General features: G+C 76.3%; 21 protein-coding genes and 2 pseudogenes. 13 read left to right on the forward strand and 10 right to left on the reverse strand.

What is annotated here, in order from left to right; genetic code table 11:
* Positions 1 to 111: 111 nt before the first annotated feature.
* From SJY06_RS05610 to SJY06_RS05625, 4 genes are all read right to left on the reverse strand, one after another.
* Positions 112 to 549, reverse strand: a complete 438-nt coding sequence (locus SJY06_RS05610) for a hypothetical protein (RefSeq protein WP_380165479.1) — start codon at positions 547 to 549, stop codon at positions 112 to 114.
* Between the two features lie 117 nt (positions 550 to 666).
* The gene (locus SJY06_RS05615; protein ID WP_380165481.1) at positions 667 to 2,355 is read right to left on the reverse strand and encodes a DNA repair helicase XPB; all 1,689 of its coding nucleotides are present in this window, start codon (positions 2,353 to 2,355) and stop codon (positions 667 to 669) included.
* Positions 2,356 to 2,360: 5 nt separating this feature from the next.
* Complete coding sequence (locus SJY06_RS05620; RefSeq protein ID WP_380165483.1) at positions 2,361 to 3,203, reverse strand: hypothetical protein; 843 nt, start codon at positions 3,201 to 3,203, stop codon at positions 2,361 to 2,363.
* A gap of 61 nt (positions 3,204 to 3,264) precedes the next feature.
* Positions 3,265 to 5,622 (reverse strand): helicase-associated domain-containing protein, encoded by a 2,358-nt coding sequence (locus SJY06_RS05625; RefSeq protein WP_380165485.1) that lies wholly within the window; start codon positions 5,620 to 5,622, stop codon positions 3,265 to 3,267.
* Between the two features lie 119 nt (positions 5,623 to 5,741).
* Between SJY06_RS05625 and SJY06_RS05630 the strand changes: the two genes are divergently transcribed.
* The 3 genes and pseudogenes from SJY06_RS05630 to SJY06_RS05640 all read left to right on the forward strand — a co-directional run bounded on the left by SJY06_RS05630 (position 5,742) and on the right by SJY06_RS05640 (position 8,494).
* On the forward strand, positions 5,742 to 6,596 hold the full coding sequence (locus tag SJY06_RS05630) for a TIGR00268 family protein (protein ID WP_380165487.1): 855 nt from the start codon (positions 5,742 to 5,744) through the stop codon (positions 6,594 to 6,596).
* A gap of 126 nt (positions 6,597 to 6,722) precedes the next feature.
* A pseudogene (locus SJY06_RS05635) lies at positions 6,723 to 6,917 on the forward strand (cold-shock protein); the annotation flags it as partial.
* 191 nt (positions 6,918 to 7,108) lie between these two features.
* Positions 7,109 to 8,494, forward strand: a complete 1,386-nt coding sequence (locus SJY06_RS05640) for a DUF3027 domain-containing protein (RefSeq protein ID WP_380165489.1) — start codon at positions 7,109 to 7,111, stop codon at positions 8,492 to 8,494.
* Here SJY06_RS05640 and SJY06_RS05645 read toward each other — a convergent pair.
* Positions 8,419 to 8,703 carry a DUF2530 domain-containing protein gene (locus SJY06_RS05645; protein ID WP_380165491.1) on the reverse strand — a complete coding sequence of 95 codons (285 nt, stop codon included), beginning with the start codon at positions 8,701 to 8,703 and terminating at the stop codon, positions 8,419 to 8,421. The two genes, SJY06_RS05640 and SJY06_RS05645, sit on opposite strands and share 76 nt — an antisense overlap.
* A gap of 36 nt (positions 8,704 to 8,739) precedes the next feature.
* Between SJY06_RS05645 and SJY06_RS05650 the strand changes: the two genes are divergently transcribed.
* The 4 genes from SJY06_RS05650 to SJY06_RS05665 all read left to right on the forward strand — a co-directional run bounded on the left by SJY06_RS05650 (position 8,740) and on the right by SJY06_RS05665 (position 12,557).
* Positions 8,740 to 9,510 carry an SDR family NAD(P)-dependent oxidoreductase gene (locus tag SJY06_RS05650; protein ID WP_380165492.1) on the forward strand — a complete coding sequence of 257 codons (771 nt, stop codon included), beginning with the start codon at positions 8,740 to 8,742 and terminating at the stop codon, positions 9,508 to 9,510.
* Between the two features lie 64 nt (positions 9,511 to 9,574).
* Positions 9,575 to 10,036, forward strand: a complete 462-nt coding sequence (locus tag SJY06_RS05655) for a MarR family winged helix-turn-helix transcriptional regulator (RefSeq protein WP_380165494.1) — start codon at positions 9,575 to 9,577, stop codon at positions 10,034 to 10,036.
* Positions 10,033 to 11,355 (forward strand): MFS transporter, encoded by a 1,323-nt coding sequence (locus SJY06_RS05660; RefSeq protein WP_380165496.1) that lies wholly within the window; start codon positions 10,033 to 10,035, stop codon positions 11,353 to 11,355. Before SJY06_RS05655 ends, SJY06_RS05660 begins: the two co-directional genes overlap by 4 nt.
* Positions 11,355 to 12,557: a class I SAM-dependent methyltransferase gene (locus SJY06_RS05665; protein ID WP_380165498.1), complete on the forward strand. Its 1,203-nt coding sequence runs from the start codon at positions 11,355 to 11,357 to the stop codon at positions 12,555 to 12,557. Before SJY06_RS05660 ends, SJY06_RS05665 begins: the two co-directional genes overlap by 1 nt.
* Positions 12,558 to 12,812: 255 nt before the next feature.
* On the opposite strand, the gene SJY06_RS05670 is transcribed toward SJY06_RS05665, so the two are convergent.
* From SJY06_RS05670 to SJY06_RS05680, 3 genes are read right to left on the reverse strand one after another with little or no spacing between them, the layout of a single operon-like run.
* Positions 12,813 to 14,054: an MFS transporter gene (locus tag SJY06_RS05670; protein ID WP_380165500.1), complete on the reverse strand. Its 1,242-nt coding sequence runs from the start codon at positions 14,052 to 14,054 to the stop codon at positions 12,813 to 12,815.
* On the reverse strand, positions 14,051 to 15,172 hold the full coding sequence (gene serC, locus SJY06_RS05675) for a phosphoserine transaminase (RefSeq protein ID WP_380165502.1): 1,122 nt from the start codon (positions 15,170 to 15,172) through the stop codon (positions 14,051 to 14,053). The genes SJY06_RS05670 and serC overlap by 4 nt, the downstream gene beginning before the upstream one ends.
* A gap of 11 nt (positions 15,173 to 15,183) precedes the next feature.
* Positions 15,184 to 16,260, reverse strand: a complete 1,077-nt coding sequence (locus SJY06_RS05680; RefSeq protein WP_380165504.1) for a citrate synthase 2 — start codon at positions 16,258 to 16,260, stop codon at positions 15,184 to 15,186.
* On the opposite strand from SJY06_RS05680, the pseudogene pdxH reads away from it, so the two are divergent.
* From pdxH to SJY06_RS05695, 3 genes and pseudogenes are all read left to right on the forward strand, one after another.
* Positions 16,259 to 16,912: pseudogene (gene pdxH, locus SJY06_RS05685) on the forward strand (pyridoxamine 5'-phosphate oxidase); the annotation flags it as partial. The gene SJY06_RS05680 and the pseudogene pdxH sit on opposite strands and share 2 nt — an antisense overlap.
* Before the next feature lie 37 nt (positions 16,913 to 16,949).
* Positions 16,950 to 17,027, forward strand: coding sequence for a hypothetical protein (locus SJY06_RS05690; RefSeq protein WP_380169675.1), 78 nt, complete (start codon positions 16,950 to 16,952; stop codon positions 17,025 to 17,027).
* A gap of 304 nt (positions 17,028 to 17,331) precedes the next feature.
* Positions 17,332 to 17,835, forward strand: coding sequence for an NUDIX domain-containing protein (locus SJY06_RS05695; RefSeq protein WP_380165506.1), 504 nt, complete (start codon positions 17,332 to 17,334; stop codon positions 17,833 to 17,835).
* A 78-nt stretch (positions 17,836 to 17,913) separates the two neighbouring features.
* Here the strand turns inward: SJY06_RS05695 and SJY06_RS05700 are convergent, their stop codons facing one another.
* Both SJY06_RS05700 and SJY06_RS05705 read right to left on the reverse strand, forming a co-directional pair.
* Positions 17,914 to 20,040 carry a putative bifunctional diguanylate cyclase/phosphodiesterase gene (locus SJY06_RS05700; RefSeq protein ID WP_380165508.1) on the reverse strand — a complete coding sequence of 709 codons (2,127 nt, stop codon included), beginning with the start codon at positions 20,038 to 20,040 and terminating at the stop codon, positions 17,914 to 17,916.
* Positions 20,041 to 20,183: 143 nt separating this feature from the next.
* Positions 20,184 to 21,614: a cryptochrome/photolyase family protein gene (locus SJY06_RS05705; protein ID WP_380165510.1), complete on the reverse strand. Its 1,431-nt coding sequence runs from the start codon at positions 21,612 to 21,614 to the stop codon at positions 20,184 to 20,186.
* Between the two features lie 306 nt (positions 21,615 to 21,920).
* On the opposite strand from SJY06_RS05705, the gene SJY06_RS05710 reads away from it, so the two are divergent.
* From SJY06_RS05710 to SJY06_RS05720, 3 genes are read left to right on the forward strand one after another with little or no spacing between them, the layout of a single operon-like run.
* Positions 21,921 to 22,418: an HNH endonuclease gene (locus tag SJY06_RS05710; protein ID WP_380165512.1), complete on the forward strand. Its 498-nt coding sequence runs from the start codon at positions 21,921 to 21,923 to the stop codon at positions 22,416 to 22,418.
* Between the two features lie 25 nt (positions 22,419 to 22,443).
* Positions 22,444 to 24,294 carry a gamma-glutamyltransferase family protein gene (locus tag SJY06_RS05715; RefSeq protein WP_380165515.1) on the forward strand — a complete coding sequence of 617 codons (1,851 nt, stop codon included), beginning with the start codon at positions 22,444 to 22,446 and terminating at the stop codon, positions 24,292 to 24,294.
* A 58-nt stretch (positions 24,295 to 24,352) separates the two neighbouring features.
* Positions 24,353 to 24,841, forward strand: a complete 489-nt coding sequence (locus SJY06_RS05720) for a hypothetical protein (protein WP_380165517.1) — start codon at positions 24,353 to 24,355, stop codon at positions 24,839 to 24,841.
* The last annotated feature ends 25 nt before the right edge of the window (positions 24,842 to 24,866 follow it).

The following is a 24,866-nucleotide window of genomic DNA, read 5'->3' on the forward strand; positions in this document are numbered from 1 at the left end:
CTACGAACCACAACACCTTCGACCGTGTCGTTGTGGTGGTCGGACGAGGGGTCCGGTGGGCGTAGCGGTTCTGACCGTGTCGTTGTGGTGGTTGGTCGCACTCGCGCGCGGTCAGGGGGCGGTGAGCCAGGCGACGGCGAGCAGGGCGACGGCGAGGGCGACGCGGGCGCGGTCGGCGCGGGCCAGGCGGCGGTGCAGCGCCGCACGCCGGGCGGGGTCGGGCTCGGCCACGATCGCCTCGTGGGCGGGGACGGCCACGAACCCGGTGACGGCGAAGGTGACGAGCACGAGCCCCACGCAGGCCAGGGCCGGCAGGGTGGGGGAGACCACGGCCCGGCCGAGGCCGGCGACGACCAGCAGCCCGTAGACCGGGGCGACGGCCACCGACATCCGGCGCATGTGCCGCTCGTGGGCCTTGCGGTAGGCGGCCCCGGAGCCCGCGGAGTCGTCGGCCAGCGCCGGGTAGACCACGAGGTGGACGACCAGCTCCAGGCCGACGTGGAGCGCGGCGGCCACCAGCAGCAGCTGGCCCCAGGCCGCGTCGCTCACCCGGTCATCGTGCCCGCTCGGGGAGTGCTGCGCCCACCGTCATGACCAGACGCCGACCCCGACCGTCCGCGCCGGCGGTCCGCACCGACCGTCCCCCGGTGCGGAGTCGGCCGGCGGTCAGTCCAGCGCGGCGGCGATGTCGGACGGCCCGCCGGTCAGGTCGTCGGCGTCCACGATCCGGTAGGCGTAGCCCTGCTCGGCCAGGAACCGCTGCCGGTGCTGGGCGAACTCCTGGTCCTGGGTGTCGCGGCTGACCACGGCGTAGAACCGGGCGGTGCGCCCGTCGGCCTTGGGACGCAGCACCCGGCCGAGCCGCTGGGCCTCCTCCTGCCGCGAGCCGAACGCGCCGGAGACCTGGATGGCGACGGCGGCCTCGGGCAGGTCGATGGAGAAGTTGGCGACCTTGCTGACCACCAGCGTGGTGATCTCGCCGGTGCGGAAGGCGTCGAACAGCCGCTGGCGCTCCTTCACGGTCGTGTCGCCCTTGATGAGCGGCGCGTCGATCCGGGCGGAGATGTCGTCGAGCTGGTCGATGAACTGGCCGATGACCAGCATGGGCTCGCCCCGGTGCCGGGCGACGAGCTGCTCGACGACCTTGGTCTTCTGCTCGCTGGTCGCGCACAGCCGGTACCGCTCGTCCGGCTCGGCCACGGCGTAGACCAGCCGCTCGTCCTCCGGCAGCGTGACCCGGACCTCGACGCAGTCCGCGGGGGCGATGTAGCCCTGGTTCTCGATGTCCTTCCAGGGTGCGTCGAACCGCTTGGGCCCGATGAGCGAGAACACGTCGCCCTCCCGGCCGTCCTCACGCACCAGCGTCGCCGTCAGCCCCAGCCGACGACGCGCCTGCAGGTCGGCGGTCATCCGGAAGATCGGCGCCGGCAGCAGGTGCACCTCGTCGTAGATCACCAGGCCCCAGTCGCGGGCGTCGAACAGCTCCAGGTGCGGGTAGACGCCCTTCCGGCGGGTCGTCATGACCTGGTAGGTGGCGATGGTGACCGGGCGGATCTCCTTGCGCTGGCCGGAGTACTCACCGATCTCGTCCTCGGTCAGCGACGTCCGCCGCAGCAGCTCGTCCTTCCACTGCCGCGCCGAGACCGTGTTGGTGACGAGGATGAGCGTGGTGGCCCGGGCGCGCGCCATGGCGCCGGCCCCGACCAGGGTCTTGCCCGCCCCGCAGGGCAGGACCACGACCCCGGAGCCGCCGTGCCAGAACCCGTCGACGGCCTCGGCCTGGTACGGGCGCAGGTCCCAGGCGACGCCGCCGTCGGCGTCGTGGCGGTCCAGGTCGATCGGGTGCGCCTCCCCGTCCACGTAGCCGGCCTGGTCCTCGGCGGGCCAGCCCAGCTTGAGCAGCACCTGCTTGATGTTGCCGCGCTCGCTCGGGTGCACCGCGACGGTGTCCTGCGCCACCCGCGCGCCCACCAGCGGGATGACCTTCTTCGAGCGGAGGACCTCCTCCAGCACCGGCAGGTCGATGGCGGTGAGGACCAGGCCGTGCTCGTCGGACTTGGACAGCGTCAGCCGGCCGTAGCGCGACATGGTCTCGGCCACGTCGACCAGCAGGGCGTTCGGCACCGGGTAGCGCGAGTGCGTGAGCAGGGCGTCGACCACCTGCTCGGCGTCGACGCCGGCCGCCCGGGCGTTCCACAGCCCCAGCGGGGTGAGCCGGTAGGTGTGGACGTGCTCGGGCGCCCGCTCGAGCTCGGCGAACGGCGCGATCGCCCGCCGGCACGCCGCCGCGTCGGGGTGGTCGACCTCGAGCAGCAGGGTCCGGTCGGACTGGACGATCAGGGGGCCATCGGTCACCTAGGTCAGAACCCGCTGTTCATGCCGGCTGTTCCGATCACGCCGATGACGAACACGATGTAGCCGATGAGCAGCAGCAGGCCCAGGGCGAACCCGATGGCGAACAGGATCCAGGACCACTTGACCAGGTTGCGCGCGCCCTGCACGTCGTCGCGGGCCTTGCCGATGCCGATGGCCGCGCAGATGACGCCGCCGATCGCGAAGACGTTGAAGCACACGAAGATCGAGATGCCGTTGAGGACCGTCCACAGGATGGCCGACGAGCGGACCTTCTCGGCCTCGGGCGACAGCGGGGGCGGGCCGTAGGCGTAGGGCTGCGGCGTCGACGTGTAGGGCGCGCTCTGCCCGTAGCCGCCGGCGTAGGGGGCCGGCTGCTGGCCGTACGGCTGGCCGTAGGCCTGGCCCGCGGCGGCGTAGCCCTCACCACCCTGACCGGGCTGGCCCGCCTGGCCGGTCGGCCCGTAGGCGCCCTGGCCGTAGGGGTCCTGCTGGGCGCCGGCCGGCGGGTACGGGGCGGCCGGGGGGTACTGCGCGGGGGCCTCCGGGGTCGCGCCGTACGGCGTGCCGTAGGACGGCTCGTCCGAGCTCGGCGGGGTGTCGGAGGCCTGCGCAGTGCCGTAGGCCGGTGCGTCCGCGGCCGGTGCGTCGGGCGCCGGCTGGTCGGACCCGGCCGGCTGCTCCGGGCGGGTCGGGGCGGCCCCCGACGGGTCGTCCCACGAGAAACCGGTCAGGACGGACTCCGGCGCGGCGTCGTCGCGGTCGGTCCGGGCCGGCTCGGGCGCGGTGGCCTCGGGCGTGGTGGCCTCGGGCTCGTCGGCGTGGTCCGGGCGGTCGCTGTTCTCGGTCATGCCTGTTCCTCCTGCACTGGCGCGGGTCCCGTCGACCGCCCCGGCGTCCTGGACGGCGTCGTCAGTCTTCCACCTCCGGGACCAGGGCGACGCCGGTCACCCGGTGCACCGAGTAGGTCCGGGTCCCGGGCCGACCCGCCTCCACGGCGGTCAGCCGCCCGCCGGACAGGGTCAGCGGCTCCAGCAGGCGCCGGGTGGTGCGGCCGGTCTCGTCGACGTAGCCCACCCACACCGGCTGGCCCGCCGTGACGGCGTCGCGGAGCAGCTCGAGGCTGACGCGGGGCTCCAGGTGGGGCAGGTCGACGCTGCCCGGACGGGGTCCCTGCTCGGCCAGCCGCCAGCGTCGGACGGCCTCGTCGAGCTCGTCGCCCGAGGGCAGGCGGGCCGACGCGGGCGTGGCCGGTCGGCGGCGGGCCGGCGCCCGGCGCGCCGTGCGCCCCGGCACCAGCAGCGTGCCGTCGGCGGCCTCCGCCGCCGGCGCCGTCCCGATCCGCCGCAGCGCCTCCAGCACCACGGGCCCCTCGGCCTCGGCGGCCAGCACCGTGGGCGCCAGCCGACGCAGCCCGAGCCCGACCAGCCGGCGGTCCACGAGCAGCTCCTCCAGCGCGGCCGGGTCCTCGGCCCGCAGGAACGACGACGCGCGGCCGACCCGGACCAGGCCGTGGCGACGGGCGACGTCACGCACGAGGTACGCCAGGGGCTGCGGCACGCCGTTGGGGCTGGCCTGCTCCAGGGCGGCCAGCAGCTCGTCCGCCGTCCGCCCGGCGTCCAGCGACCGGCGCACCGAGTCCGGCCCGAACCGGTACACCGTCGCGGTGCCGCGCGACTCCACGTCGGCCGCCTGCTCCACCACCGCCGCCAGCTCCGCGGTCAGCGGTCCGGGGGCGATGGCGGTCAGGTCGGCCTGCAGCAGCAGGTGGTCGACGGACTCCGGCAGCAGGGTGCCCAGGGCCGCCACGGCCGCGTCCTCGTCCCCGTCGAGCAGGGCCCGGGCCGGCTCGGACAGCACGCCCTGACCGGTCAGGCCCAGCCAGGCCGCCTCCTGCAGCAGGCGGGCCACCAGGTCGTCGCGGCCGGGGCCCGCACGTCGCGGCGAGCGGTGGTCCAGCCGGGCCAGCAGCTCCTCGCGGGTGGCGGCGCGGCCGGGGTCCACGGCCCCGAGCTCGACGAGCAGGTCGCGGCGCAGCGCGGTGGAGCTCGGCCGCCGGACGTCGTCGGTCAGGGCGGCCCGGACGCCGCCGCTGCGGTCGCGGGTGCCCACCAGGGAGGCGACGACGTCGCTGCCCAGCCAGGCCCGGGCCAGGGTCGTCCAGCGCACCGGCACGGGTTCGTCGGCCCAGTCGTCCACGGCGTGCGTGGGGACCCAGGCGGGTTGCTCCTCCCCGTCCGGGGCGAGCAGCCCGGCGGCGCCGGCCAACTCCACCGCCAGCGCGGCGACCGGTTCCTCGACGCCGAGCGCCACCGCGACCCGCCGCAGCTCGCGCACCCCCAGGCCACCCGCGCGGCGCACGCCCAGGGTGGTCCGCTCGGCCACGCCCAGCAGCTCGCCGACCAGCCGGACGGCCTCGGCCGCCGAGCCGGAGGCCGCGTGCTCGGTCAGCCCGGCCCGGACGGGCTCGCCGACGACGGGCGGCAGGGCCGCTGCGGGGGCGCGGTGGGTGCGACCGCCGCGCAGGCTGAGGGCGACCTCGCGCGGCAGCACCACCCGGCCCGGACCGGCCACGGCGAGCAGGCCGTGGCGCAGCAGCCAGCCGACCGGACCGTCGTCGTCGGTGCCCGGGTGCTCGCCCACGGGTGAGCCCCACAGCAACCTCTCGAGCACCTCCCGTGCCCCGGCCGGGGCCGTGGCCAGCAGGTCGGCCAGGGCGACGGGGTCGGCGAAGCGGGCCGCCACCTCGGCGGCCGCGCGCACCGGGTCCCCGATCTCGCCCAGGCCCAGGTACTCGGCCAGGGCGGCCACGCGGGCGGGGCTACGGCGTTCCAACGTGGCCGCGAGCGGTGGCCCGAGTCCGGCGGGGTGCTCGCCCAGCACCTCGCGCGCCACCCGCACCAGGCGCAGCGCCCGCGGCGTGCCCCACACCAGCGCGAGCCGCCGCAGCCGGTCCAGGTGCGGGCGGGCGTCGGCCCCCCAGGCCCGGCTGACCGCGGCCGGCGTGACAGGCTCCGGCAGCACCGCCAGCGCCTCGACCACCTGCAGGCCGGGTGCGTCCAGCAGGTCGAGCGCCCGCTGGACGCTGGCGCGGGTGGTCGCCCGCACGGCCAGCGAGCCCAGGTCGGTGGGGACCGGGACGGCGAGGTCGCTGCGGGCCTGCAGCAGCGCGACCAGGTCGGCGTCGTCCCGGGCCCGCAGGTCGTCGGCGAGGCTGCGCGGGGCCTCACGGCGCACGCGCGGCCGCGCCGGTGCAGGGCTGGTCGACATCCGCTCCACGGTACGCCGCGCCGCCAGGGTGCGCGTCCGGCCACGGGGCCGCCGGTGCGGGTGGGCGCCGGCCGCGACCGCGGCGACGAGGCGCCCGGACGGCGCGTACCGTGCCGCGGGTGGACATCGCCCCGGTACCGCGCGACGCCGACGCCCTCGCCGAGGCGCTGCTGGCCGCCTTCGACCCGGCGACCTCGGTGCTGGTCGCGTTCTCCGGCGGCGCGGACTCCGCCCTCGTCCTGGCCGGCGCGGTCCGTGCCCTGGGGGCGACGCGGGTGGCGGCGGCCACGGCGGTCTCCGACGCGGTCCCCGGGGCCGAGGTCGTGGCGGCCCGGGACCTGGCCGGGCGGCTCGGGGTCGGCTGGCACGAGCCGCGCACGGACGAGCTGTCCCGGGAGGGCTACCGGGCCAACGGCGGCGACCGCTGCTACTTCTGCAAGGCCGAGCTGATGTCGGTCCTGGTGCCGCTGGCCCGCGACCTGGGGTTGGACCGGGTCGCGACCGGGACCAACGCCGACGACCTGCGGGCGGGGTTCCGGCCGGGCATCCGGGCCGCGGCCGAGGTGGGGGCGCTCACCCCGCTGGCCGACGCGGGCCTCACCAAGGCCGAGGTCCGCGTGCTGTCGGCGCACTGGGACCTGCCCACCTGGGACAAGCCGGCCGCCGCCTGCCTGTCGAGCCGGATCGCCTACGGCATCCCCATCACCCCGGCCCTCCTGCACCGGGTCGGCACGGCCGAGCGGCAGCTCAAGGACCTGCTGGGCGACCGGGTGCGGGACCTGCGGGTGCGGGACCTGGGGGAGGAGGGGGCCCGGGTGGAGCTCGACCGGGCCTGCCTCGACGGCCTGGGCGAGCCGGACCTGGAGCGCGTCCGGGACGTGGTGCGGCGGCTCGGCCACGACGAGGTGCAGGTGCGCGCCTTCCGGTCGGGGTCGATGAACGACCTGCTCGCGAGCCCCTCGCCGCAGCGCTGAGGTCCGTCGCGAGGCGGCGGGACGGGACCTGCGCGATACCCTGGGCCGCTGCTGCCCGCCCAGCCGCCCGTCCGACACCAAGTACGCGCTCCCGCAGCCGTACGCGATCCTGGTTCTGAGGTAAACGTGCCCACAGGCAAGGTCAAGTTCTTCGACGCCGAGAAGGGGTTCGGCTTCGTCGCGTCCGACGACGGCGGGGAGGTGTTCGTCCACGCCAACGCGCTCCCGGCGGGCACGACCGCGCTCAAGCCCGGCTCCCGCGTGGAGTTCGGCGTGGCCGACGGCCGCAAGGGTCCCTCCGCGCTGAGCGTGCGGGTGCTCGACGCCCCGGCGTCGGTGCGGGCCAACCAGCGCAAGCCCGCCGACGACATGGCCGTCATCGTCGAGGACCTGATCAAGCTCCTCGACGGGGTCTCCTCGCAGCTCAACCGGGGTCGCTACCCGGAGCGGGCCATGGCCGGCAAGGTCGCCCAGGTGCTGCGCGCCGTCGCCGACGACCTGGACGCCTGAGCATGGCCACGACACCGGACCCCGAGCGCAGCGCACGGGCCAAGAAGGCCGCCGCCACCCGTGCGGCCAAGAAGGCCGCCGCGGCCCAGCAGTCCGCGGCCGCGGCTGCCGAGGAGCAGGCCGGCACCGGGGCCGACGCGCCCGCCGGGACGCTGGAGGCCGTCGTCGACGGCGCCGAGGCGGTCGTCGAGGTCGCGGTCGTGGACGAGCCCGCGTCCCCGGACTCGGTCGACGTCGCTGCGGTCGGCGTCCCGTCCGAGGTCCCCGCCGAGGTCACGGCAGTGGCCGATGCGCCCGCCGAGGTGCCGGTCAAGCGGGCCCCCCGGGCCCGGGCCGCCCGCGCGAGGAAGGCCACCGCTCCCACCGCTCCCACCGCGGCCGAGACGCCGGCCGAGGTGCCGATCGAGGCGCCGGACGAGACCCCGGCCGCAGACGTCGACGCGGTCGAGCCGACGGCCGAGCCCGCCGAGGCAGGCACCGTCGAGGCGGGCACCACCGAGGCAGACACGACCGAGGCGGGCACCGCCGAGGCCGCGCCCGCGCGCACCGCCGCCCGGCGGGCCCCCGCCCGCGTCGGGCCGCCCAAGCTCGACCCCATGGGGGCCAAGGCCGTCGAGGAGGCCCGGGCCGCCGCCGTCGAGGTGGCCGGACCCGGTGAGGTGGGAGAGCACCTCGGCGTGTCCGCCGAGGCCGACCGGGTGACCGTGCACCGGTTCGCCACCACCCACCCCGGCTACCGGGGCTGGGCCTGGACCGTCGTGCTGGCCCGCATCCCGCGCGCCCGCGCGGTCACGGTCAGCGAGGTCGTGCTGCTGCCCGGCGAGCAGGCGCTGCTGGCCCCGTCGTGGGTGCCGTGGGCCGACCGCGTCGAGCCCGGTGACCTGGGCGAGACCGACGTGCTGCCCTACCGCGACCAGGACCCGCTGCTCGACGAGGGCCTGGAGCAGGTCCCCGACGGCTTCGACCTGGCCTTCTCCGGCGACGAGGTCGCGCTGACCTGGGAGCTCGGGCTCGGCCGTCGGCGCGTGCTCAACCGCGAGGGCCGGATCGAGGCGGCCACCCGCTGGTACCGCAGCGACAACGGCCCCGACAACGCCGAGACCCGGGCCGCGGACGCCCCCTGCTCGACGTGCGGGTACCTGGTCGGCATGACCGGCACGTTCCGGCAGTCGTTCGGGGTCTGCGCCAACGCCTGGTCACCCGACGACGGCCGGGTCGTCAGCATGGACCACGGCTGCGGGGCCCACTCCGAGACGGGTCAGACGGCCGAGGAGCCCGACGATCTGCCGGAGCCCCTGATCGACGACCTGCGTCAGGAGCTCGACACGGACCCGCTGCCCGGTGAGGCCGCCGAACCGGTCTCCTCCGAGGGCGTCCGTCCCGGCTGACGCCGCGCCCGCCGGGCCGCGACGACGCCGAGCAGGCCCATCGCGACCCCGGCGGCGGCCGCCCACGCCCACCAGCGCTGCTCCGGGCCCAGGTCGGCCAGCAGCAGGACGACCAGGGCGACCGACCAGGCGACCGTGCCCAGCGCCACGGGACGCGACGGGTCCATCGCCAGCGGCTCGGTGATCCGGACGAGCTGACGGCGACCCACACCGGCAGCCTAGGAGACTCGTGGCAGGCTGGGCGCATGCCTGCCAGCACGGACGCCGCCCGTCGCGGTACGGCCCTGGTCACCGGGGCGAGCTCGGGGATCGGTGCGGCCAGCGCCCGCGCCCTCGCCGCGGCCGGGTTCCACGTCGTCTGCGCCGCCCGTCGGCTCGAGCGCTGCGAGGAGCTCGCGGCCGAGATCGGCGGCCGGGCCGTCCGGCTCGACGTCACCGACGACGCCTCGGTCGCCGCGCTCGACGAGGCGCTGGCCGACCTGCCGTCCGTGGAGCTGGTGCTGCACTGCGCCGGCGGGGCGCTGGGCCTGGAGCCGGTCGTCGAGGCCGACCTCGACGCCTGGCGCTGGATGTACGAGTGCAACGTGCTGGGCGTGGTCCGTGTGACCCGGGCCCTGATGCCCCGGCTGCGGGCCGGCGGGGCCGGCCACGTGGTGGTCATGGGCTCCATCGCCGGCTCCGAGGTGTACCCGGGCGGGGCGGGCTACGTGGCCTCCAAGCACGCCCTGCGCGCCGTCGCCGAGACGCTGCGCTGGGAGCTGCACGCCGAGGGCATCCGGGTCAGCGAGGTCGCCCCCGGCATGGTCGAGACCGACGAGTTCTCGCTGGTGCGCTTCGGCGGGGACGCCGAGCGGGCCGCCGCGGTGTACGCCGGGACCCAGCCGATCCACGCCGAGGACGTCGCGGAGGTCGTCGCGTTCGTCGCGACCCGGCCCGCCCACGTCGACGTGGACCGGGTCGTGGTCAAGCCGGTGTTCCAGGCCAACGGCCACGTCGTGCACCGGCCGGGCCGCTGAACCGGACGGTCACGTACCCAAGGTAATTACCTTGGGTAATCAGTTCCTGGTAGCCTCCACCCCGATGACAGCCACCGAGCAGGACCACGGCCCCCGGGGTCGCAGCGACGCCCCCGGTGCCCTGTCCGCGGACCTGCGGGTGTCCCTGATGCGGATCGTGCGCCGGCTGCGGGCGGAGAAGTCGGACGCCGACATCTCCGACACCCAGTACGCGGTGCTCGGTCTGCTGTCGCGCCACGGCGCCCTGACCGCCGCCGTGCTGGCGGACAAGGAGCGGGTCCGCCCGCCGTCGATGACGCGCATCGTAGGCAGCCTGCTCGAGGCGGGTCTGGTCGAGCGGGCCGCGCACCCGGTCGACGGCCGCGCGCAGCTGGTCACCCTCACCGCGGCCGGCGCCGCCGCGGTGGACGAGACCCGCCGCCGGCGCGACGAGTGGCTGTGCCACCAGCTGTCCGCCCTGCCCGCGGAGGACCGTCGGGTGCTGGCCCGGGCGGCGGTCCTGCTCAGCGAGCTCACCGACTCGTGAGCCGCACCCTCCACGACACCTTCCGCTCCCTGGCCCACCGCGACTACCGGCTGTGGGTCGGCGCCGCCATCGTATCCAACACCGGCACCTGGATGCAGCGGGTGGCCCAGGACTGGCTGGTCCTGGTCGACCTGACCGCCGACTCCGCGCTCGCGGTGGGCATCGTCACCGGGCTGCAGTTCCTGCCGATGGTGCTGCTGGCACCCTGGGCCGGGCTGATCGCCGACCGGTTCGAGAAGCGCCGGATCCTGCAGGTCAGCCAGTCGCTGCAGGGCCTGCTGGCGCTCGGCCTGGGCGTGCTGGTCATCGCGGGGGCCGCGCAGGTGTGGCACGTGTACGGCTTCGCCCTCGCCCTCGGCGTGGTCACGGCCTTCGACGCCCCGGCCCGGCAGACCTACGTCACGTCGCTCGTGCCGCCGGAGGACCTGCCCAACGCCATCGGCCTCAACGCGGCCACGTTCCACCTGGGCCGGCTGCTGGGCCCGGCGTCGGCCGGCCTGCTGATCGCCTGGGTGGGCACCGGGCCGGTGTTCGTCATCAACGCGGTGTCGTTCGGGTTCACGGTCGTCGTGCTGGCGCTGACCCGCTCGCGCAGCCCCGGGCAGGGCACGCAGGGCCTGTCGGGGCTGGAGCGGATGCGCCAGGCGGTGGTCTACGTGCGGACCCGCGCCGACATCATGCTGGTGCTCGTGCTGGTGTTCGTCGTGGGCACGTTCGGGCTGAACTTCCAGCTGACCACCGCGGTGATGGCCCGCATCGAGTTCGACCGCGGCCCGGAGTCCTACGGCCTGCTCGGCTCGTTCCTGGCCGTCGGGTCGCTGACCGGCGCCCTGGTGGCCGCGGGACGCCGGCGGGCCCGGCTGCGCCTGGTGGTGGGCGCGGTGACCGCGTTCGGCCTCGCCTCCTGCGTGGCCGCGCTGATGCCGACCTACTGGACCTTCGCCGCGGCCCTGGTGCCGGTGGGCCTGGCCGCGCTGACCCTGATGACCGCGGCCAACGCGACGGTCCAGCTGTCCACCCCGCCCGAGCTGCGCGGCCGGGTGATGGCGCTGTACTTCGCGGTGTTCATCGGGGCCACCCCGGTCGGGGGGCCGCTGATCGGCTGGGTGGCGGAGGCGTTCGGGGCCCGCTGGACCATCGCCGTGGGCGGCATCACCGCCCTGCTGGCCGCCGCCGGCGCCGTGGCGTTCCTGGCGCGCCGCTCCACCATCGAGGTGCGCTTCCGCACCGACACCCGCCCGCACGTGGTGATGGTCACCGCGCCCAAGACCGACCCCGACGAGGACCGCGTGCACCCCCACGACGAGCGGGTGGCCTGATGCCCGAGCCCCTGGAAGCCGCCCTGGCCGAGGTCCGCGCGCTGCTGCTGTCCGACGCCCTGGTCCGGGCCGTGGCCGCGGGACGTCGCCGCGGTGCGGTCCCGAGCGCGCCCCGGGTGGAGCTGCGGCCGGTGACGGTCTCGGCCGGGCGCCGCGTGGTGCTGACCGAGCGCCACGACCGGGCCCCAGTCACCCGCACCCTGGACCCGGACGCCCTGGTCGCGGCCGTCGACGAGCTGCTGGGCGAGCCGTTCGGCAACTGGCACGTCGACCACGCCGGCGGCACGCTCCAGCTGCGGGTGACCAAGAAGGGCGAGGCGCAGGTCCACCGCGCCGGCGCCGGGGCGACGGCCGCGACCGGGGCCGCCACCGGCCACGACCGGGTCAAGCAGCACCGGCTCGCCCCGGACGACCCGCTGTTCGACGCCGTCGGTGCGGGCGCGGCCAAGCGCCGGCAGGTCGACGCGTTCCTGGGCCGGCTCGACGACGTCGTCCCCGACCAGCCGGCCGACCGGCCGCTGCGGGTCGTCGACCTGGGCTGCGGCAACGCCTACCTGACGCTGGCCGCGCACCGGTGGCTGTCACGGCGCGGCCCGGTGACGACCGTCGGCGTGGACGTCCGCGACGACGTGATCGCCCGCAACACCGAGCTGGTGGCCCGCATCGGCGAGACCGGGGTCTCCTTCGTGGTCGACTCGGCCGGCACCTGGCAGCCCGAGGACGTCCCCGACGTCGTGCTGGCGCTGCACGCCTGCGACACCGCGACCGACGAGGCGCTGGCCCAGGCCGTGGGCTGGGGCGCCCGGGCGGTGCTGGCCGCACCGTGCTGCCACAAGGACCTGCGCCGCCAGGTCGACGCCCGTGGTGCGTCGGCGGAGGACGGGGCAGTGGCGGGGGCCGCGCCGGACCTGCGCCCGATGCTGCGCGACGGCATCCTGCGCTCGAGGCTGCTGGACACCGTCACCGACGCCCTGCGCGCGGACCTGCTGCGCCTGCACGGCTACCGCACCGACGCCGTCGAGCTCGTCGACCCCGAGCACACCCCGCGCAACACCCTGCTGCGGGCCGTGCGCACCGGCGCCGCCCCGCCGGCCGGCCTGGTCGAGGAGGTCGAGGCCACCTGCGCCGCCCTCGGCGTCCGCCCCGCCCTCGCCGCCCTGCTGCCCCCCGTCTCGACGCAACGGCACTCGGCGTCGGTCTAGCCGACGCGACGGCACCCTGCGTCGGTGGTCGGTGGGGGCGGGGATCAAGGTGTTGTCGATCGGGTGGGGTCGGTGGTTGGTCGGTGGGGGCGGGGATCAAGGTGTTGTCGATCGGGTGGGGTCGGTGGTTGGTCGGTGGGGGCGGGGATCAAGGTGTTGTCGATCGGGTGGGGTCGGTGGTTGGTCGGTGGGGGCGGGGATCAAGGTGTTGTCGATTGAATGGGGGACCGGGGCGACCCGGTCGGGTGCGGCGGTTCAGTCGTGCACGGCGCGCGAGCGCAGCACCGCCAGGCCGAGGGTGACGGCGGCCAGGCCGAACGGGACGAACAGCAGCGCCAGGTGGATCCCCACGGCGTCGGCCACCACGCCGACCCCGAACGGCACGATGCCTGCCGCCAGGCCGACCCCGACCGACACCCGCGCCATGCCGCGCTCGGCCTGCCCGGCGGAGCTGCGGACCAGCCAGGCCGACCCGATGGGGAAGAACGCCCCGGCGCCCGCCCCGCTCAGCGCCAGCCCGACGACGGCCAGGCTCACCCAGCTGGTCGAGGCCAGGGTGGCCAGCCACATCAGGGTCCAGCCGAGGGCCAGCACGCCCAGCGCCACCCGCAGCAGGTGGCTGCTGGTCCAGCGCTGCGCCAGCGGGACCGCGACGAAGCGGCCCAGGGCCATGCCGAGGGCGAACGCGGCCACAGCGGCGCTGGCGCCCGCGGCGTCCAGCACCGTGCGCTCGCGCAGCAGCTCCGCCGACCAGGTGTTGAGGCTGACCTCCATGCCGACGCCGCTCATGGTCACGGCCAGGATCACCCAGACCCGGCGGGGCAGCGGGTACCGCCGGCCGGTGGCGTCGGTGGCCGGGGCCGGCACGGCCCGCAGCGGGGAGGCGTCGAGGCGACCCTGGTGGTCCAGGTCCAGCACCCGGCGCAGCAGCAGCAGGGCGGCGCAGGCGACCACCAGCATCGCCAGCAGGGCGGGGCGCCAGGTCAGCCCGAGGCCGACGCTGGCCCCGACCAGCAGAGGGGCCAGCACACCCAGGCCGGAGCCCAGCCCGTTGGCCTCGCTGACGGCCGCGTTGGAGGCACGGCCGTGGTGCTCGTCCATCACGGCCGACGACGTGGCGATCAGCATGGTGCCGCCGAAGCCGGCTGTCACCATGCCTGCCAGGGTCATGGCCAGCCCCCAGCCGGGGAACAGCGAGCCGACAGACAGCAGGACCGCGGCCAGGCTGACCAGGCCGCAGCCCAGCGCCATCGCCCCCCAGCGGCGGACCCGCCGCACGATGGGCACCAGCAGCGGGGCCGAGGCCACGCTGCCCACCGACAGGAACGTCGCGTGCAGGCCCACCAGCGTCTTGGACAGGCCCATGTCGAGCCCGATGAGCGGCAGGACCGGACCGGACGCGAACACGAACCAGCCCCACGTGATGACCGCGCTATAGGCGGCGGCGGTGATGGGGGAGCGGCGCAGCGGCGGAGCCAGCGGCGTGCTCGCGCTCACGCCGTCAACCGCTCCACGACGTGGTCGACGCAGGCCAGCAGCGCGCGCACGTCGTCGGGCTCGACCGAGGGGAACGTACCGACGCGCAGCTGGTTGCGGCCCAGCTTGCGGTACGGGTCCACGTCGACGACGCCGTTGTCCCGCAGCACCCGGGCGACCTCGCCGCCGTCCACCCCGGTCAGGTCGACCGTGACCACGACCGGGCTGCGCAGCGCCGGGTCGGCGACGAACGGTGCGGCGAAGTCCCGGGCCTCGGCCCACGCGTACACCAGGCCCGAGGACTCGCGGCAGCGGTCCGCCGACCAGTCCAGGCCGCCCTGCGCGAGCAGCCACTCCACCTGCTCGGCCAGCAGCAGCAGCGTCGCGACGGCGGGCGTGTTGACGGTCTCGTCGCGGCGGGACGCGGCGACGGCCGCCGGCAGCGACAGGAAGTCCGGCACCCACCGGTCGGAGGCCCCGAGCCGCTCGGCCCGCGCCAGGGCCGCGGGGGACAGCACCGCCAGCCACAGCCCGCCGTCGGAGCCGAGGGCCTTCTGCGGGGCGAAGTAGTAGGCGTCGGTGCGGGACACGTCCACCGCGACGCCGCCCGCGGCCGAGGTGGCGTCCACCAGCACGAGCGCGTCGTCGTCGGCCCCCGGCACCCGGTCCACCGGCGCGAGCACGCCGGTCGAGGTCTCGTTGTGCGCCCAGGCGTAGGTGTCCACCCCGGCGACGGCGTGCGCCCGGGCCGCCGAGCCCGGCTCGGCCCGGACGTGGTCGGAGGCGGTCACGAAGGGGGCCCGCGCGGTGCAGGCGGCGAACTTGGCCCCGAACTCGCCGTGGACCAGGTGCTGCACCCGCGCGCCGACCAGGCCGCCCGTGGCCACGTCCCAGAACGCCGTGGAGCCGCCGTTGCCCAGCACGACCTCGTAGCCGTCGGGCAGCCCGAGCAGCGCCGCGACGCCCTGACGGACCCGGCGGACCAGGGCCCGGACCGGTTCCTGCCGGTGAGAGGTCCCCAGCACGTCGGGGCCGGCGGCGAGCAGCGCCTGCAGCTGGGCCGGCCGGATGCGGCTGGGGCCGGAACCGAACCGGCCGTCGGCCGGCAGCAGGTCGGCGGGGATCCTCACGGCCGCCATGGTCGCAGGTGTCAGAGGCTGCGCGGCCCCTTGCCCGCATAGCGTGCCGACGGCCGGATCAGGCGCCCGGTCTGCTTCTGCTCCAGCACGTGCGCCGCCCAGCCGGCGGTGCGCGCGCAGGTGAACATGGGGGTGAACATCGCGGGAGGCACCTCGGCGAAGTCGAGCACCACCGCGGCCCAGAACTCGACGTTGGTGGCGAGCACCCGGTCGGGCTTGCGGGCCTGCAGCTCGGCCAGGGCGGCCTGCTCCAGCGCGGCCGCGGCCTCGAACCGGGGGGCGCCGAGGCGTTCGGCCGTGGCGCGCAGCACCCGGGCCCGCGGGTCCTCGGCGCGGTAGACCCGGTGCCCGAAGCCCATCAGCCGCTCGCCGGTGTCCAGGGCCGAGCGGACGTAGGCCAGCGCGTCGCCGCGCTTCTCGACCCCGTCCAGCATGTGCAGGACCCGGCTGGGGGCGCCGCCGTGCAGCGGGCCGCTCATGGCCCCGACGGCCGCGGCCACCGCGGCGGCCACGTCGGCCCCGGTCGAGGTGACGACCCGGGCGGTGAACGTGGAGGCGTTCATGCCGTGCTCGGCGGCACTGACCCAGTAGGCGTCGACGGCCGCGACGTGGCGCGGGTCCGGCTCGCCGCGCCAGCGCACCATGAACCGCTCGGCGGCGGTGCCCGCCTGCGCCACGCGCTCGACGGGTACGGCGGGCTGCTCGCCGCGCGCGGACTGGGCGGTGAACGACAGCACCGCGTCGCTGACCCGGGCCAGGTCGTCGCGCACCGTGGCGGCGTCCACGTCGAGCACGGGCTGCAGCCCCCAGGTCGCGGCCAGGGTGGGCAGCGAGGCCTGGACGTCGACGCGCACGTCGCCGGTGGACACCGGCAGCGGCAGCGGGTCGCCGGGGACCAGGCCCGGCTGCGGGGCGTCGTCGACGAGCAGGCCCCACACCTGCTCGAACGGGACGACGCCGGCCAGCTCGGTGATGTCGACGCCGCGGTAGCGCAGCGCGCCGCCGTCGCGGTCGGGCTCGGCGATGGTCGTCTCGAAGGCGACGACCCCCTCGAGACCGTGGGCGACCGGCTGGTCGGTGGTGGTCATGCGCGCTCCCCGTCGAGTCGTGCGGCTGTGCGGTCGGTGGTGCCGGCTCGTGGTGCCCGTGATCACGGACGACACTACCGACGTGGCCCCCGACGAGTTCGCCGACCTCCGCCTGAGCTACGAGGCGGGCTCGCTGCACGAGTCCGACCTGGCGGCCACGCCCGCCGAGCAGTTCCGCACCTGGTTCGACGAGCTCGCGCAGGTGCCGGCGGTCGTCGAGCCCAACGCCATGGTGCTGGGCACGGTGGACGAGGCCGGGGCGCCGTCCGCACGCACGGTCCTGCTCAAGGGGCTGGCCGACGACGGCTTCCGGTTCTTCACCAACCTGGGCTCCCGCAAGGGCCGCGAGCTGGCGGACAACCCGGCCGCGTCGCTGCTGTTCGGCTGGTACCCCGTGCAGCGGCAGGTCGCCGTGCGGGGCCGGGTGCACCCGCTGGAGCGGGCGGAGGTGGCGGCCTACTTCGCCAGCCGGCCCTACGGCTCGCGCATCGGGGCCTGGGCGTCACGGCAGTCGGCGCCCGTCGCGGACCGCGGCACGGTCGAGGCGCGCGAGGCCGCCCTGCGCGAGCGCTGGCCCGACACCGGCGCCGCGGACGACGTGCCGCTGCCCGAGCACTGGGGCGGCTTCCGGCTGGTGCCGGCCGAGGTCGAGTTTCTGGCAGGGCCGGCCCTCGCGGCTGCACGACCGGCTGGCGTTCGTCGCCCTCGACGGGGCGGGCGGGCTGGCGACCGCGGCGGACTGGCGCGTCGAGCGCCGCTGGCCCTGACGCGCCCGTAGGCAGGGAACAGCCCCCGGGGCGCTGGTCGGGATCCGACCGGCGGTCGCGTGGACGAGGTGCGACACCCGGGGGCTGCGGTGGCTGCCGGGGATTTCGCCGACAGTCAGGTCCTGGCGGGCCGCGTCAGCGGACAGCCACCTCACAAGACCGAGAAGACTTCATGCTTTCGGATCACCTCCCTTCCGTGTGCGACAACGGTAGGTCGGCGGCGGCCCGTGCGCCAGGGGTTATGCGCCCCGGGTCGACCGGCGCCGAGTCACCCTGGCCGTCCGGCACGTGACACGCTGCCGTGATGCGCTTCCAGGACAGCCACCTCGGCCGGCTGCGCTCGCTGCTCGGTCCGGTGCCCCTGCTCGTGCCGGGGGCGCTGGTCGTGGTGGAGGACCGGTCCGGCCGGCTGCTGCTGCAGCAGCGGGTCGACGACCACGAGTGGGAGATCCCCGCGGGCTCGTGCGAGCCGGGGCAGTCGTTCGCCGCGACCGCCGTCACCGAGCTGCGGGAGGAGACGGGGCTGGAGGCGGCCGAGCGGGACCTGGTCCCCTTCGCGTGCCTGTCCGACCCGGCCGAGCACACCATCGTCTACCCCAACGGGGACGTGGTGCTGGCCTACGCCATGTGCTTCCTGCTGACGGGCGTGGACGCCGCCGCCGTGGAACCGCGCCCCGACGGCGTCGAGACCCGCTCGGTCGGCTGGTACCCGGCCCACGGGCTGCCGGCCCCCGTGCGGTCCGGCACCCGGTCGGTGCTGGACCTGTTGGGGCGCTTCCACGCCACGGGGACGTTCCAGGCCCGCTGAGGCCCCGGCCGGACCGTCACGCAGCCGCAGCGCGACCTGCGTCACGACCCGCGCAACGCGGGCTGAGCGCGTGCTGCGTCAGCGCTCGGCCGGTGCCGGGGCGCCGGCCCCCGCCCGCTGGCCGGGCACGGCTTCGAGGTCCGGCCCGAGGTCCGGCTGCCGGTCCTGCGCCTGGTCGCGGTCGGCCAGCCACGCGTCCATCGCCGCGGCGGTCATCGGCCGGGCGAACAGGTACCCCTGGACGACGTCGACGGACTCCTGGTGCAGGGCCGCCAGCGTGTCGTCGTCCTCGACGCCCTCGGCCACGACGGCCAGGCCCAGCCGGTGGCCGAGCTCGACGGCGCTGCGGACGATGACCGCGTCGTCGGTGGAGCTGGTCATGCCCAGGGTGAACGAGCGGTCGACCTTGAGCTCGTCGACCGGCAGCTCGCGCAGGTGGGTGAGCGAGGAGTAGCCCGTCCCGAAGTCGTCGATCGACAGGCCCACGCCCTGGGCGGACAGCGCCAGCATGGTCTGCAGCACCGCGGCCGGGTCGGTCATCAGGGACGACTCGGTGACCTCGATGCGCAGCGCGGACGCCGGCAGGTCCCGCCGGCGCAGCAGCCCGGCCACCCGGTCGGGGAACTCGGGGTCCAGCAGGCAGCGGGGCGGCACGTTGACCGCGACCTGGATCGGCCGGCCCTCGTCGCGCCAGCGCCGCACCTGCGCCATGGCCAGGTCGAGCACGAGGTCGGTGAACGGCAGCGCCAGCCCGGTGGACTCGACGTCGGCGACGAAGTCCGCGGGCATCAGCAGGCCGCGCTCGGGGTGGTGCCAGCGGACCAGCGCCTCGGCGCCGGACACCCGACCGGAGGACATGTCGAGCTTGGGCTGGAAGTGCAGCACCAGCTGCCGCTCGGCGATCGCGCGGCGCAGGTCGGACAGCAGGGCCAGCCGGGAACGGCTGTGGTCGTCCTCGCGCGAGGAGTAGGCCAGCGCGCCGCTGCCGGAGCGCTTGGCCGCGTACATCGCGACGTCGGCCCGGCGCAGCAGGTCGTCCAGGCACGGCCGCGCCGGTCCGGAGGACCGCTCCGCCGCACCGGCCGACGGCTCCGCCGCACCGGCCGACGGCGTCGCCGGGGCGGCGACCGCCTCCAGCCGCGGGTCGAAGGTGGCCACGCCGACGCTGGCGTCGACGTCCAGGTCGATGCCGTCCACGACGAACCCGGCCCGCAGCCGCTCGCGCAGCCGCTCGGCGACGTCCATGGCCTGCTCGGCGACCAGACCCGGCAGCAGGGCGGCGAACTCGTCCCCGCCGAGCCGGGCCAGCACGTCGCCCTCGCGCAGGCCGCCGCCGAGCCGGGGTCCGACCTCCCGCAGCAGCGCGTCGCCCCAGGCGTGGCCCAGGGTGTCGTTGATCAGCTTGAACCGGTCGAGGTCGACCATGAGCACCGTCAGCGGGCGGCCGTCGCGCACGGCGCGCTCGATCAGGCGCTCGGCGTGCTCGTGCAGCGCCGCCCGGTTGGGCAGGCCGGTCAGCTCGTCGACCCGCGCCTGCTGGGCCAGGTCACCGTGCAGCTGCTGCTCGACGCTGCGGGCACCCTCGTGCAGCCGCCAGTTGACGATCGAGCCCAGGCAGGCGAAGCCGAACAGCGCCGCGTGGACCCCCGCCCAGAGCCAGGGGTCCTGCCGGGCCCCGTCGTGGTTGTAGACCGCGTCGCTGAACAGCGTCCCGATCACGCCGTGGTGGGCGAGCACGAAGGCCACGGCCAGCCCGAACGGCCACCACGACTCGTACAGGGCGACCACGCCGATCATGACGAAGAAGTGGAAGTGCGCCTCGATGACGCCCCCGGACACCTGGACGACCACGGCCGACACGACCACCAGACCCAGCCCGGCCACGGCCGCCTGCACCTGCCGGGGCAGCCGGGGCAGCCGGGCGACGCCCGTCATGAGCAGCGGGACCAGCGACGACAGCAGCACCGCGGGGTCGGGCCCGGCCAGGACGAGGGCCGCCAGGGGCAGCAGCGCCGCCTGCCCGCCCAGCACCCACAGCACCGAGCGGTGCCGCCGCCGCCAGTCCTCGGCCGGCAGCGACGTGCCGCGCGGCAGCCAGGCGAGCCCTCGACGCGGCTCGGGCTCGACGGCGGGCTCGACGGAAGGGTCGACGGAAGGGTCGACGCCGCGCTCGACGGCGGTGTCGGTGCTGGCCTCGGAACTCATCACACGGTGTGATCGGTGCAGGTGCCTGACGCCTTGACGGTGCTCACCCGACCGGGCCAGCCTCACCCGGTCGGGGTGGGCGGCGTCCCGGTGCGGGTCGGGGCGACGGGGCGCCAGGGCTCAGCGCGACCGGGCGCCAGGGCTCAGCGCGTCACCTCGGACAGCCGCTCGAGGGCCTCCGCGCGCTCGGCCTTGTGGTCCACGACCCGCTCGGGGTAGCCGTGCGCGTACCCGTCCTCGGCGTCCCAGGGCGTGTGCACCGCCTTGCCCCGCAGGTGGGCCAGCTCGGGGACGTAGCGGCGGACGTACTCCCCGGTCGGGTCGAACTTCTCGCCCTGCGTGACCGGGTTGAAGACCCGGAAGTACGGCGCGGCGTCCGTGCCGGACCCGGCCGCCCACTGCCAGCCGTGGTTGTTGCTGGCCAGGTCCCCGTCGCGCAGCCAGCGCAGGAAGTGCCGTGCGCCCAGCTGCCACTCCAGGTGCAGGTCCTTCACCAGGAAGCTGGCCACCACCATGCGGATCCGGTTGTGCATCCAGCCCTCGGCGCGCAGCTGCCGCATCCCCGCGTCCACCACGGGGTAACCGGTGCGGCCTTCCTGCCAGGCCCGCAGCCGGTCCTGGCCCGGCTGCGACGTGGGGGAGTCGTAGCGCATGCCCGCGTACTGCTCGCGGTGGTACTCCCGGGCGGTGCGCGGGTGGTGCCACAGCACGTCGGCGTAGAACTCCCGCCAGGCAAGCTCGCTGCGGTAGGTGTCGACCGAGTCGTGGGAGTCCTTGGCGAGCCGGCCGTCGCCGGCCAGCCGGGACAGGTCGGCGAGCATGGTGCGCGGGTGGATCTCGCCGTACTTCAGGTGGGCGCTCATGGCCGAGGTCCCCGCCTCGGCGGGCAGGTCGCGCCGGGCGGCGTAGTCCAGCAGGTCCTCGTCGCGGAACTCCTCCCAGCGGGCCAGCGCGGCGGCCTCGCCGACCTCGGGCAGCACCAGGTCGCCCAGGTCGGGCTCGTCGGGGAAGTCCCGCCCCGGCACCCGGTGCCAGTCGACGTCGTCACCGGGGCCGGCGGGGGCGGGCCAGCCCAGTCGCTGCCAGGCCCGGTAGAACGGGGTGAACACCTTGTACGGCTCGTCGGAGCCGTTCAGCACGCTGCCGGGCCCCACGGCGTAGGCCGTGCCGGTCCGCACCAGCGGGACGTCCCCGCCCAGGGCCTCCTCGACCGCGGCGTCGCGCCGACGGCCGTAGGGCCCGTTGTCGGCGGTGACGTGCACGGCGGTGGCCCCCGCGTCCCGGACCACGGCCGGCACGACGTCGACCGGGTCCCCGGTGCGCACGACCAGGTGCCCGGCCATGGCGTCGTCGAGCGCCCGCAGCGACCGGACCAGCCAGGCCCGACGAGGGTCGCCGGCCGGGCCCCACAGCGCGGGGTCGACGACGAACAGCGGCACCACGGGGGTGTCGCCGGGGCCGACCGCCCCGTCGGAGCCGCTGGCCGCGAGCAGGGCCGGGTGGTCGAGGAGCCGCAGGTCGCGGCGGAACCACATGACGGTCGGGGACGTGCCGGAGGACGAGGAGCTGGCCACCTCGCGAACCTACGACGGCGCCCTGTCCCTCGCGACACGGGACGGTGGGCGGGAAAAGACCTGCCGGAGCCGTGCTCCGGCGGGTTAGGCTCGGGTCGTGCACGGTCCACACCGCACGGTGGGGGCCCGAGGCCGAGGGCTCGTCCCCGCCGGGCCCCGTGCGGGCCTGCGCCCGGGCCGAGCGGCCGGTGGCCACGTCTTCGTCCGCCGCCATGTGCACAGCCACCCGGGCAGTCGGAGCTGCCGTGCCGTCGAGGCGTCGTCCCGTCCGGGGCGGCGCCTCTTCTTTTGCCCCAGGAGGCGCTGATGCGGACCCTCGTGCTGAACGCCGGCTACGAGCCGTTGGCGGTCGTGTCGTTCAGACGCGCCGTCGTCCTGGTCCTGACCGGCAAGGCGACCGTGCTGGCGGCGCACGCCGACGAGGTGGTGTCGACGTCGAGCCGGTTCACCCGGCCCTCGGTCATCATCCTGCGGCGCTACATCCGCGCGCCGTACGCCACCCACGTGCCGGTGAGCCGGCGCGGCGTGCTGCGTCGGGACGGGCACCGCTGCGTGTACTGCGGCGGCGGGGCGACCACGGTCGACCACGTCATGCCGCGCAGCCGGGGCGGGGCCGACACCTGGGCCAACCTGGTGGGCTGCTGCGTGCGGTGCAACAACGTCAAGGGCAGCCGCACGCCGGAGGAGATGGGCTGGACCATGCGCTCGCGGCCGTACACGCCGCGCGGCTCCGCGTGGGTGGTCAAGGGGGCCGAGCAGCGCGACCCCGCCTGGGACGCGTTCCTCAGCCCGGTCGCCGCCTGAGCGGGCCCACGGCACCATCGGGCGGGTGACGACGACCCGACCCGAGCTCACCGGCACCTTCGGCATGGTCTCCAGCACGCACTGGCTGGCCACGGCGGTGGGGCAGTCGGTGCTGGAGCGCGGCGGCAACGCGTTCGACGCGGCCGCCGCCACGGGGTTCGCGCTGCAGGTGGTCGAGCCCCACCTGAACGGCCCCGCGGGCGAGGTACCCATGGTGCTCAAGCCGGCCGGGGAGCCGGTGCAGGTGCTGTGCGGCCAGGGGGTGGCGCCGGCGGCGGCCACCCCCGAGGCGTTCACGGCGCTGGGCCTGGACCACGTGCCCGGCACGGGTCTGCTGGCCGCGACCGTGCCGGGCTCGTTCGGGGCGTGGGCGCTGCTGGTGGCGCGCTGGGGCACCTGGTCGGTGGCCGACGTGCTCGCCCCGGCGATCGCGCTGGCCGCCGACGGGGCCCCGGTGCTGGACCGGGTCTCGGCCACCGTGGCCCGGACGGCGGCCCACTTCCGGGAGCACTGGCAGCCCTCGGCCGAGGTCTACCTGGTGGGCGACGGTCCCGACGGGGTCCCGGTCCCCGGGTCCCGGCTGCGGCTGCCGGGCCTGGCGCGGACCTACCGGCGCGTGGTCGCCGAGGCCGGCACCGGGGGGCACGAGGAGCAGTGGGAGCGGGCCCACCAGGCCTGGTACCAGGGCTTCGTCGCCGAGGCCGTCGACGCGTTCTGCCGCGGGACGGCGTGGCTGGACACCAGCGGCCGCCGCCACGGCGGGCTGCTGCGCGGGGCGGACATGGCCGGTTGGCGCCCGGGCGTGGAGGCCCCCGCCACGCTGGACTACCGGGGCGTCACGGTGTGCAAGACCTCCTCGTGGGGCCAGGGCCCCGTCATGCTGCAGACGCTGGGCGTGCTCGAGGCGCTGGGGGTGGGGGCCGGCCCGCTCAGCGACGCCGAGGGCCGGGAGGACCCGGCCTGGCTGCACGCCTGGGCCGAGGCCACCAAGCTGGCCATGGCCGACCGCGAGGCCTGGTACGGCGACTCCGCGGCCGACCCCGTCCCCGTGGCGGACCTGCTCGACCGGGGCTACCTCGCCGACCGGGCCGGCTCGGTGGGCGGGCGCGCGGACCGCGACCTGCGCCCCGGCTCGCCCGGGGGCCGGACGCCCCGGCTGGCCGCCGTGGTCCGCGACCCGGCGTCCGCGGCGTCGGCCGACGGCTCGGGTGCGGTCGGCGTGGGCGAGCCCACGGTGCAGCGCGACGGGGCCACCCGGGGCGACACGGTCCACCTGGACGTCGTCGACCGGTGGGGCAACGTGGTCTCGGCCACCCCGAGCGGGGCGTGGCTGCAGTCCAGCCCCGTCGTGCCCGAGCTCGGCTTCCCGCTCGGCACGCGGGGACAGATGTTCCGGGTGGAGCCGGGCCTGCCCGCGTCCCTGCGGCCGGGGCGCCGGCCCCGCACGACCCTGTCGCCGACGCTGGTGCTGCGCGACGGCGAGCCCTGGCTCGCGCTCGGCACCCCCGGCGGGGACCAGCAGGACCAGTGGACGACGGTGTTCCTGGTGCGGGCCGTGGCCGCCGCGCAGCACGGTCGGCGGGCCGGTGCCGCCCCGACCCTGCTCACCCCGCTGCAGTCCCTGCTGGACGAGCCCATGCTGCACAGCGACCACGCCCCCAGCTCGTTCCACCCCCGCCTGGCCGAGCCCAACGTGCTCGTGGTGGAGGACCGGATGCCGGACCACGTCGTGCAGGACCTGCTGGACCGCGGCCACGACGTCCGCACCACCGACGGCTGGCAGCTGGGACGGACCTGCGTGGTGGGGGTCGAGGCCGGGTTCCTGCGGGCCGCGGCCAACGCCCGGGGGGCCCAGGGCTACGCCGCCGGCCGGTGACCGACAGGCCGCCTCGGGGTCCGGGGGCCGGGTCGGGAGGTCTGCGAGACTCGCCGGCATGCGCCCCCCGGACCCCTGCCCGCCGCCCGCGCGGCGGGCCCCGCGGCGGGTCCGGCGCGCGACGGTGACGGTCCTGGGGGCCGTCCTCCTGGCCGGTGCGGCGGCGGGCTGCTCGCAGGCGGAGCAGGCGGCCCGGTCGGCGGCGGAGGACCTGGCCCGCGACAGGGTGGCCGAGGCCACCGCCGCGGCGGACGAGGCCGCGTCGCAGGCCGCGCGGGCCCAGGCGCAGCAGGCGCTGGACACCACGCTGGACCAGCTGTCGGGCTCCTGCGCGGACGTGCTCGCCCTGCCCGCCGGCGTCCGCGACGACCAGGCGCACGCGCTGCTGCGGGCGTTCTGGCTGACCGAGCTCACCGCCGAGGAGCCGCCCGCCGCGACGGCCGAGGCGTTCGCCGAGGCCGTGGTCGACCGCTGCGACGACTCGCGGGAGACCGACGCCGCCACCGTCCTGCGCGAGGTGTGGGAGACCGGCTCCTACCGCCCCTGACGGTCCTGACCGCACTGACCGTCCT

Origin of the sequence: Jannaschia sp. R86511 (genome assembly GCF_042466345.1) — a bacterium.
Lineage (GTDB): Bacteria > Actinomycetota > Actinomycetes > Actinomycetales > JBBAYJ01 > Aquipuribacter.